Annotated in this window: 8 protein-coding genes and 2 pseudogenes; 7 read left to right on the top strand and 3 right to left on the bottom strand. The window is 58.2% G+C overall.

Annotated elements, in window-relative coordinates:
• Window positions 1-94 precede the first annotated feature (94 nt).
• Window positions 95-448, top strand: coding sequence for a hypothetical protein (locus AC0L2O_RS35845; RefSeq protein WP_473373078.1), 354 nt, complete (start codon window positions 95-97; stop codon window positions 446-448).
• 104 nt (window positions 449-552) lie between these two features.
• Window positions 553-1,539: a BRO family protein gene (locus AC0L2O_RS35840; protein WP_473373077.1), complete on the top strand. Its 987-nt coding sequence runs from the start codon at window positions 553-555 to the stop codon at window positions 1,537-1,539.
• Here AC0L2O_RS35840 and AC0L2O_RS35835 read toward each other — a convergent pair.
• A pseudogene (locus tag AC0L2O_RS35835) lies at window positions 1,536-2,500 on the bottom strand (IS1595 family transposase). The gene AC0L2O_RS35840 and the pseudogene AC0L2O_RS35835 sit on opposite strands and share 4 nt — an antisense overlap.
• Window positions 2,501-2,605: 105 nt before the next feature.
• Between AC0L2O_RS35835 and AC0L2O_RS35830 the strand changes: the two are divergent.
• Window positions 2,606-2,857, top strand: a complete 252-nt coding sequence (locus AC0L2O_RS35830; RefSeq protein ID WP_473373076.1) for a helix-turn-helix domain-containing protein — start codon at window positions 2,606-2,608, stop codon at window positions 2,855-2,857.
• 246 nt (window positions 2,858-3,103) lie between these two features.
• Here AC0L2O_RS35830 and AC0L2O_RS35825 read toward each other — a convergent pair whose 3' ends face one another.
• Entirely contained in the window at window positions 3,104-3,523 is a 420-nt protein-coding gene (locus AC0L2O_RS35825) for a hypothetical protein (protein ID WP_473373075.1), read from the bottom strand.
• Between the two features lie 665 nt (window positions 3,524-4,188).
• On the opposite strand from AC0L2O_RS35825, the pseudogene AC0L2O_RS35820 reads away from it, so the two are divergent.
• From AC0L2O_RS35820 to AC0L2O_RS35810, 3 genes and pseudogenes are all read left to right on the top strand, one after another.
• A pseudogene (locus AC0L2O_RS35820) lies at window positions 4,189-4,431 on the top strand (IS5/IS1182 family transposase); the annotation flags it as partial.
• Window positions 4,432-5,968: 1,537 nt separating this feature from the next.
• Window positions 5,969-6,163 (top strand): hypothetical protein, encoded by a 195-nt coding sequence (locus AC0L2O_RS35815; protein WP_473373074.1) that lies wholly within the window; start codon window positions 5,969-5,971, stop codon window positions 6,161-6,163.
• A 16-nt stretch (window positions 6,164-6,179) separates the two neighbouring features.
• Window positions 6,180-6,575 (top strand): hypothetical protein, encoded by a 396-nt coding sequence (locus AC0L2O_RS35810; RefSeq protein ID WP_473373073.1) that lies wholly within the window; start codon window positions 6,180-6,182, stop codon window positions 6,573-6,575.
• A 63-nt stretch (window positions 6,576-6,638) separates the two neighbouring features.
• Here AC0L2O_RS35810 and AC0L2O_RS35805 read toward each other — a convergent pair whose 3' ends face one another.
• Window positions 6,639-7,325, bottom strand: coding sequence for an HAD family hydrolase (locus AC0L2O_RS35805; RefSeq protein WP_473373072.1), 687 nt, complete (start codon window positions 7,323-7,325; stop codon window positions 6,639-6,641).
• A 789-nt stretch (window positions 7,326-8,114) separates the two neighbouring features.
• Here AC0L2O_RS35805 and AC0L2O_RS35800 point away from each other — a divergent pair.
• On the top strand, window positions 8,115-8,459 hold the full coding sequence (locus AC0L2O_RS35800) for a hypothetical protein (protein ID WP_473373071.1): 345 nt from the start codon (window positions 8,115-8,117) through the stop codon (window positions 8,457-8,459).
• Window positions 8,460-8,637: the final 178 nt, after the last annotated feature.

Genomic DNA, 8,637 nt, shown 5'->3' with positions numbered 1-8,637 from the left:
GCCAGCTGACCAGCCCGGCTCTCGCCGGCGAACGCGGTGATCCACCGCCAGCTACACCACGCCACGGGACACGATCCATGAGGCCCTTCGGAAGATGGTTCTAGACCTCGAAAGCTTAGACGCCACCATCGTCCAGTTTGACCCCGATTTTCAGGTTGAAACGATCCGGCCCAAGGCCTTTCGCCCGCCGAAGGATTGGAGCAATCGGGGCCAAATGTCCCGGATCGTGCTCAGCATCCTCCGCCAAGCCGCAGAGCCGCTTACCAGCCGCGATATCGCCTTGGAACTTCTAGTTGAGCGGGCCTTGGACAAGAGCGATCAGCGGCTCTTGCGGATCATGTCAAAGCGGGTCGGCGTCGCGCTCCGGGCCCAGCGGGAAAATGGCCTCGTTCGGTGCGAGCAGGGGCCGGGACAGTACATGCTGTGGGGAATTAGGAGAGATCAATAGGAGAAGCTGGCGCGATTCAGCGTATATTGCCTGAGTCTGCCTTTTAGATTCGCTGCGGCGTTGAAGCCGGCCAGTTCCATCCATACTTATAAGGCTATGATCTCATGAGCAAAAACGAAAAGCATTATGAGAAGAAATACGGTCTGGATAAGCCAATGGATGAAGCCGTCGCTAGCTTTTCAAAGCTCACCAAACAGGAAGTCGAGGCGGAAGGTAAAATCTCGCCGGTTGTGGCCGATGGCGAGATGGAGCTGATCGCCTTCAAGGGCGCAGAAATCCGCCGTGTCTGCCACAACGATGAGTGGTGGTACTCAGTCGTGGATATCGTTGGGGCATTGGTCGGGACTGACCGGGCCAGCAAGTACTGGCATGACGTTAAGACCAAACTCACTGATGAAGAAGGGTTTTTTGAACTTTCCGATAAAATCGGAAAGTTGCCGTTGCCCGGAGCGGACGGGAAGAAACGTCTCTCTGAGGTTGCAACCCCCGAAACCCTGTTCCGTATTATTCAGTCGATCTCGTCCCCGAAGGCGGAGCCGATCAAGCGTTGGCTGGCGCGTGTTGGCTATGAGCGCATTCAGGAATGGCAAGATCCTGAAATCGCGATCAAGCGGGCGATTCTGGCTTACCAGATTCAGGGTCGTTCCGACGACTGGATCGAAACCCGCATCCGCAGCATCGTAGCGCGCAAGGAACTCACATCGGAATGGCAACAGCGCGGCGTTCAGGAGGGGCAGCAATACGCAACCCTTACCAACACAATTGCGCAGGCCACCTTTGGTATCCCGACCGAGCAGCACAAGCTGGCCAAAGGATTGGCGAAGGGGCACAATCTCCGCGATCACATGACCAACATGGAACTGATTTTGACCATGCTTGGCGAGACCTCGACTAAGGAAATCGCGCAACAGCGCGATGCCCAAGGCTTTAGCGAGAATTTTCATGCGGCTAAATCTGGCGGCAACATCGCCGGGACAGCGCGCAAGCAAATCGAACAGGAAACCGGCCGTCGAGTCGTTTCCAGTAACAATTTTCTGGGATCGGCACAGCGCACCGCCGATCCGGAGCGGCTGACGAAGAAATCATCTTAGGGCTTCATGGCGCGCTGCCAGTAACCTTTCCACTGCCGGGAGACGGGGTGCTGCAAGGCCGCGTCAGTGGTCATCAGATATTGCTCACCGTTGCTAATACGGCGGTTGTTCTCGCGCCAAGCCATTTCGCTCGCATAAGCTGCCAAATAGGGGCCAGCAACGTGGTGGTGGATGCCGATCTCGGCGCGGCGCAGGCGCGAGAAAAACGATTCCGCTTGATTGGTGCAGGCCTCGCCGTCCGAATAAGCTTCGCTGTGGTTGATCCGCTTCGTGAGGAAACGGGCGTGCAGCGCGTCCCAATGCGCGGCTTCGTCAGCGTGAATGGTGCTACCGGGAGCAACGCGGGTCGCAATCGTCACTAGCGAAGCATCTTCGGACTTGAAGACGAACGGCAGCGTGCGGCCATCGCGCTCCCGCATAATGACGACGACGCGGCGCTTGCCGGTCTGGTTCTCAGCAAGGCGACGGTCGCGACGTTGACCTTATTATTGGCCGGGCGGACGTGGCCCCCGAAGTATGCGCCGTCAACTTCCACCGTGCCGCTAACGGTCGCGCCATTGGCTTCTGAGGTCATCGCCTCGCGGATTTTGTGAGCCATTACGAAAGCGGTCTTATACTGGCAATCCAGGTCGCGGCTAAGCTGGAGCGCGCTGTGGCCCTTCGCGCCGTTGACGAAGATAGCGATAGCCAAGAGGTAGTCGCGGATGGGTAGCTTACGGCTGGCGAAGATCGTCCCGGACGTGACGCTGAATTGGTGATTGCAGCCCTTGCACTTGAACAGCTTGCGGGTCTGGTAGGTGTAGACCGCGACGCAGCCGCACTTGGGGCAGAAGGGTTCGCCGTTAGTGGCGGACCAACGGATCAGCTTGAAGGTCTGGTAAGCTTCCTCGTCCGACAAACGGGCGACCTTCGCTAAACTTAGCGACCTCGCCTTTGCCGTGAGAAGGAAGTGTTGCGACATGAGACCAACGTTTTCCGTTGACCTCATTGATAAGCGTTGAAAGTAATGGCGTCAACGTAAATCGTTGACCTTGACGAAATTCTTTTACGTCGCCATATTCCGGGAATGACCCCGGAGCAGTGTCGAGCCGCGCGAGCATGGCTAGGTTGGCCTCAAGACGCGCTTGCAAAAATCGCGAACGTCGGCGTTTCGACGGTGCGAGACTTTGAGGCAGGACGCCGGGAGCCGACGCGCAATAATCTAACGGCAATGCGAGTTGCCTTGGAGGAAGGCGGCGTTTCATTCTTTGAGGATTTCAAGGAAAGCGGGATCAAGGTCCCCCGCTCGACAGGAATCCTTGAGTCTGATAAAAAATGATGGTGGACCGGTCGGGGATCGGACCCGAGCTTGCACAGGTGGAAATCCGGCTAGCGCCTCCAAGACCCGGCCCATGTCCTCAGAGGCCCCAGTCACGCGCCAACGCGACTGGAAGCCTCTTCGGTATTCGATAGCTTTATGTTGTCATGTACCACCTACCTTTCGATGCCGCCCTCGCGAGGCGGACCCACACTTACTGCGCTAGAGAGCGATCTACCGGGGCCTTGCGGCCCCGGATTTCGTTTGTCACTTCAAGAACCACTTGCGATGCCGGTTCGCTAGCAGTTGGCGTCTTTCCAACCGGGATAGGGCGGTTCTGATTTGCGGTTCAGGGACATCGTGCCCATCGGCGCGAACGGCGGCGACCACCTCCGTGCCCGTCATGCCCTGCTTCCCGCGCACGGCTTGATAAACGTAATACGGCGTCGTCCCGACGGTCGGGAGCGTCGTAGAGCTAGAGTTAGAATTCGAATTGGAACCAGAATTGCGTGGCTGCAACCCCGGAAGGGTCGGCGCAGACCCGCTGATATCCATCGTTGGCATTACCTCGGACAGAGCCGTCTTTACAGCTTCCATGGCGGCATTCCAGCCGGCCGCCCATGCGTCGCGCTTCATCTGCTCGACAACTTCTTTCAGTGGGTCAGTCCCGCCAGATATATCGCTCATATAACCTCCGACTCACCGCGCCTGAGTCGGCAGTTATATAACGCGGATCATGATATGTTCCAAGTTATATTTTTTGCCCCGGTATATCACTGGGCCCACCCTTGTGTATAAGTCAGGTGAGTTTGCTACCTAATGCCGGAATTTTGAGCTCCCCTTCGGGCGCTGGCTCCTGCGCGCCTCCCGTCTCCTCCCCCCGCATCCCCGAATTCGACCGTCAGGTCGATCGGCTTTTTAGCCGCGCGATTAAACTCGTCCGGATGCGACAGTTGCGGATCGGGCTGTGGCTGGTGGCGTTGAAAACGGCGCGCGTGATATAGGCATTGGCGGAAAGACCGGACGTTTCCACGCGGCGCCGGACTCGTCCCGCAGCTCTGCGGGCGGGCGGTAGGATACAGGGGCGTCGCGCTTCTTGTCGGTCTTCTTCGTCATGCCGCCAAACCTAGGCGCGTCAATCCGCGTCCCGCCTCGCACGAACCTCGTGCGATCCTCGCGAGCTCCGGGGCCGCGCCTGCCCCGGTCGATGGGTTCCCAAGGGAGAGCGAAGTCTCTCTTGCGGCCTTGCCGCGCATCCGCCCGAAGGCGGAGGCGGGTCGTAGGTCACGGGGCGCGAAAGCCCCGGACGCCGGTTACAAGGGGCTGCGGTAGAGCCCTTTGTTCGATTGGGATGGGGGAGAGCCGAAGTCTCGCCGTCCGACCCGGCGGCGCGCTGGACGGGGGCTCACGGTGGCCAAGCCTTCTTCGCCTACTCCACGAACTACCTGATTGACGTCGAGAACGCGATCATCGTCGATGTTGAGGCGACTACGGCGATTCGGCAGGCGGAGGTGCCGGCTGCCAAGCGCATAATTGAGCGCTCGCTCGAACGGTTCGATCTCTATCCAAGCCGGCTCCTCGGCGACAGCGGTTATGTATAAACCTTGGTATCGGTCCGTGACCCCTTACGTACAATTGAGCCGCCTCTACGATCGCCTTATCTAAAGGATGTGCGGTAGCACTCCCGCTATCGCTGCCCTCCTTGGGCGTTTCCTCCCTAGACTTTGGGCCGCTTGTGGCGACGCAGGCGGCCTTTCTTTTTGGGGGCACCCCATCGGCTTCGGGAGGAATTCAGGTTTACGCCGTCGTCCGTAACCTCAGACGTGCAACCGCTACAGCATCACCAGCAACCAAGCCGCGATCCTCGCGCCCTTGCGCGATCAATCGCAGCTTGAACACGGACGGCTTCGGGGAGGTTAGCTGGTCCCCGCGCCATCCAACCGCGCCAGCCCCGCCTCGATCACGACGATATCTTCCTCGATCTGCTGGACGTTGTCCGGAAATCAAAACCTGCACGTCCCTTTAGGTCCACCGCCAGCTTCCAGCGCAGCATACTGAGGCCCTCCGATTGTTCAAGCGAACGTAACCGTCCACAATCAGTTCGATTGCGTTTGGCATTCCCGCACCCGTCGTCATCGGCTGACACCGAACCGCTTACCCAGCGACACCCCTCGAAACGGCCTCTCTTCGCAAATTGTCTCCAGCAGCCGTCAAATGAGACCCTTTGGTCAGACCGAGCCGACCTAGCTCTCAGCAATCCACGTGCCACCAAAGGCATTTGCGAGCCTCCCTTGAACAGCGCAAAGCGATGTGCTTCGCGTCCGCTGGCGGAATACTCGGGCCTCAGTCTCTGGTCCCGGACATTAACGTCTTCAACCGGACAGGGCTGAACGCGACAACGCGGAATGTTGAATGATGATGGCGGCCTCTCATGCCGAAGTCGAGATCCGCTCCAACCCGATCTTACGACCGAATCGCTCGGCTGAAGAAGGCTGCGTCGCGGCACGTGATGGATATGCTAATTCGTCACCTTGTTGCTCGGGGGGGATGTAGAAAGTCCGTCTGCTACCATCGGGTAGCGTCCACGTCTGAGCCCGTTGTGAGGAGACTGATATTTGCAGTGTGCGCTTTCAGTCAGTTGCGGACGCGTTGCACGCGGCGCCGCGTCATCAAGATCAGCGGCATCGCCTTCGACTGGGTGTCGACACCTCGGCGTTTACTCCTGTTGTTACGAAGGCACAGCCGCTCCGTCGAGAGGGTCTGGAGGCACTTCGAGGACAAAGGTTCGCGTGGCCGGACGATCACCCTGAAGGTGAGGTTTCAACGATTGCGAGATCATCGCGCGGAGCAGGACGGGACGCGTCCCGATTTCGAGCCGCAGCGAGCTGGAACACTTGTCGGTCGTCTTCCTTTCAAACGAGATACCCGCTCCAAAGCCGATCCGCCTTCTTGCCTTCACGCCAGGGCGAACCCAGGCCGAGCTGCAGCTCGGCCTACCAATTTGAGTCCGCATCGATCAGAATCAAGGCCGCGGTAGAAGAGTAGAGCGCGAGCCCTCGTGCGCAGCGCGGCAGAGTTTACCTCAACTGCGGCAATCCCAAGGTCGAAAGACTTACGGAAGGATAGGCGTCGATGTTTGAATACACCACGACCGCTCTATCGCGAGCGGTACTTGACGAGGTCTGCGAGACGCTTCCGCACAAGGAGAGCGGCGCTCGCGTGGCCTCCAAGATCGTCGAGGCCGCAAAGACCGACGAAACAACGCCGAAGCTGCTGCGGCAGATCGGGCGTAAAGCCCTGGCCCTAGCGTCCATCATGTGGCGTTGATCGGGCGAGGTGCGGAGTGAACTTCCAGATCACAGTCTTGAAGATCCTGGTGAGTTACCCCCAAGGATTTGCCGTGATGGCGGACCTCAAGCGCGACATGGCAATCCTCGCGACCAGCGGCCCGGAATGGGCCGAGCGCACCAAACGGCTGGCCGCGTGCGTTCCCGGGCTGGACATTTTTTCTGACGGCCTCGTCGAACGCCAAAACGGCGGTTGGAAAATCACGGTGCGAGGGCGAGTTGTGCTCGAGACCATGGAGGCGCGCCGAGGCCAAGACGAGCCGACGGGGAAGGTCCCAGTCGAGACGGCCTGGCCGGTGCCATCGTTGCCCAGCCCTCGGAACGAGCGAACCGCGCGGTTGGGCCATGCGACGCGTGCGATGTCGAAGGCGGAGTTCGAAACGCCGAGATAAACTCGTTCAACATGGACGACATGATCAAGCTTTTATCGACGCTGTGCGGTGATTCTTCGCCGATCATAATTTGTGCATTCCGAAAAAACCGTGGCTTCGTAAGATTGGCAACAGCTCATGAAGGTTGTTAATCGTGTAGTCTGGATGCGCCGCTTGCAGGCGCGCCGCGGAAACAAATCCCCCGGTAATGGCTATACTTATCAGTCCGAGATTCCGTGCAATATCCGTTTCGATCGGCATATCGCCGACAATGAAGGTTGACGCCGGCTTCAAGTTGTTCTTCTGCATGTATAGACGGAGTCGCTCTCCTTTGCTCGTCGATTTGTATTGCGTGTCGCGGCTTTCAAACGCGAGCACATCGTCGATGCAGTCATTGATTCCAAGTCTTCTCAATTGGTAGCGCAGAGGGTCGACTATATGGTTGCTCACGATGATGGACGAAGCCCCTTCTCGGCGCGCCAACTCCAAGACTCTGCGCGCACCCTCGCGCAGGTCGGCTCTGCCCGCAAGAGCCTCGTAGGCGTCGTGAAACATTGCACTCCCATCGCGATCCACCGTCGCAAGCTCGTCTTGCGATAGTCCGAGACTGCGAAAAAGAAGAGACAGCGGAACGTCGCAATGTTCCCGAAAACTCTTCATGTCGATCGTTGTGCGACCAAAGCGATCTAGTATTGCATTGGTGGTTTCGAGCAGTGCGTAGGCGTCGTCGAGCAGTGTTCCATTCCAATCGAAGACGAGAACCGGTTTCATGATCTGACCTTAAGCATGGATTCCGTGCGGGTACCACCGTCGTTCGCTACGTATAGGAGCACCGAACGACCTGGGCATCGACACGCTAGATGAGTTCAAATACTGGCGGGAATGGAGACGATTGACACACCCGCGATCAATCGAGCAAGTTTCATTTTGACCCCTGGGCCGGGCGACTGCGAGGCCGTCATGATCGTACGGGCTCTTTACGGTGTCCCAGCAATCCACGTGCCACCAAAGCCATTTGCGAGCCTCGCTTGAAGAGGGCAATACCATGTTCTTCGGCTCCGGCGACGGAACACTCGCGCCTCAGTGTCTGGTCTCCGACATTAACGTCTTCAGTAGGATAGGGCTGAACACGACAACGCGAAATGTTGAATATGACGGAGGCGCCATTGCGAGTTTTCGCGAGCGGCTCTCCTTGGAGACGAGGCCTTTGCGCTGAAGACGCTCCGGTTGCCATGGGAAAGTCGAGCTTCAGAAGGCGACTGCCTGAGCAAGCAGCGGTTTGAGGACCGCGAACCGATCTTTCGTGGCGAGCACTCGCGGTCCTTTGCAGACTCGAGCTTCGCTGAATACGCCTCAGGTCCGATCATCATCCGGGTTGGGACGCGGCCCTTTCCACCGCACTTACGTCAACGGTTACATCCAAATGCATGGGCAGGGCGACGAGGCTAAAGGCCTCGCACAATTCCCGCCAGAATATCTGCCCGCGCAACGCATTTGCCACCTGCAAGATCGCCAAAAATGGATCGATGACTGGGAGTACCAACCACCTGAGAATTCAAAATGACTGACAGGCTCACCACGTACGAACGCAGAAGCATTGGCCTGCCGTCCTATAGCGCGCTGACGGTTATCGCATCGGCCTTAAGCTCCGGATCCGCCGTTCTGCTCGGTGATCAATTGGGCGACGCGCAGCAGGGCACCGCGTCCATAGCGGCGGGCGAAACCAAGGTGTTCGGCCCGTTCGCTGTGACGACGCGGCATGATCTGCAATGCGGCAGCGGCACCGTGACAGTTGAGATCGCACCGGCAGGTTTCCCGAGCGTCACATCCGACATCGAGCGCATGGTTAAGCTGACGCAGAGCGATTATGACGCACTTAATCTGGCCGACGATGCCACTCTCTAAGTGGTCGTTGACTAATAGGAGAATTATCATGAACTCCCATATTCAAAATCTCGTCGACCGTATCCCGATATGCGATCTCGCCTGTCAATCGGCGTTCAAATTTGGCTCTGACTCATATGTGGAACGGCCCGGGCTGCAAGATCTTTTTCTGGTAGAACAAGGGATGACGGTGCGGTCA

Source organism: Bradyrhizobium sp. Kon10, from assembly GCF_055807395.1.
This window is presented reverse-complemented; position numbering and strand designations above follow the sequence as displayed.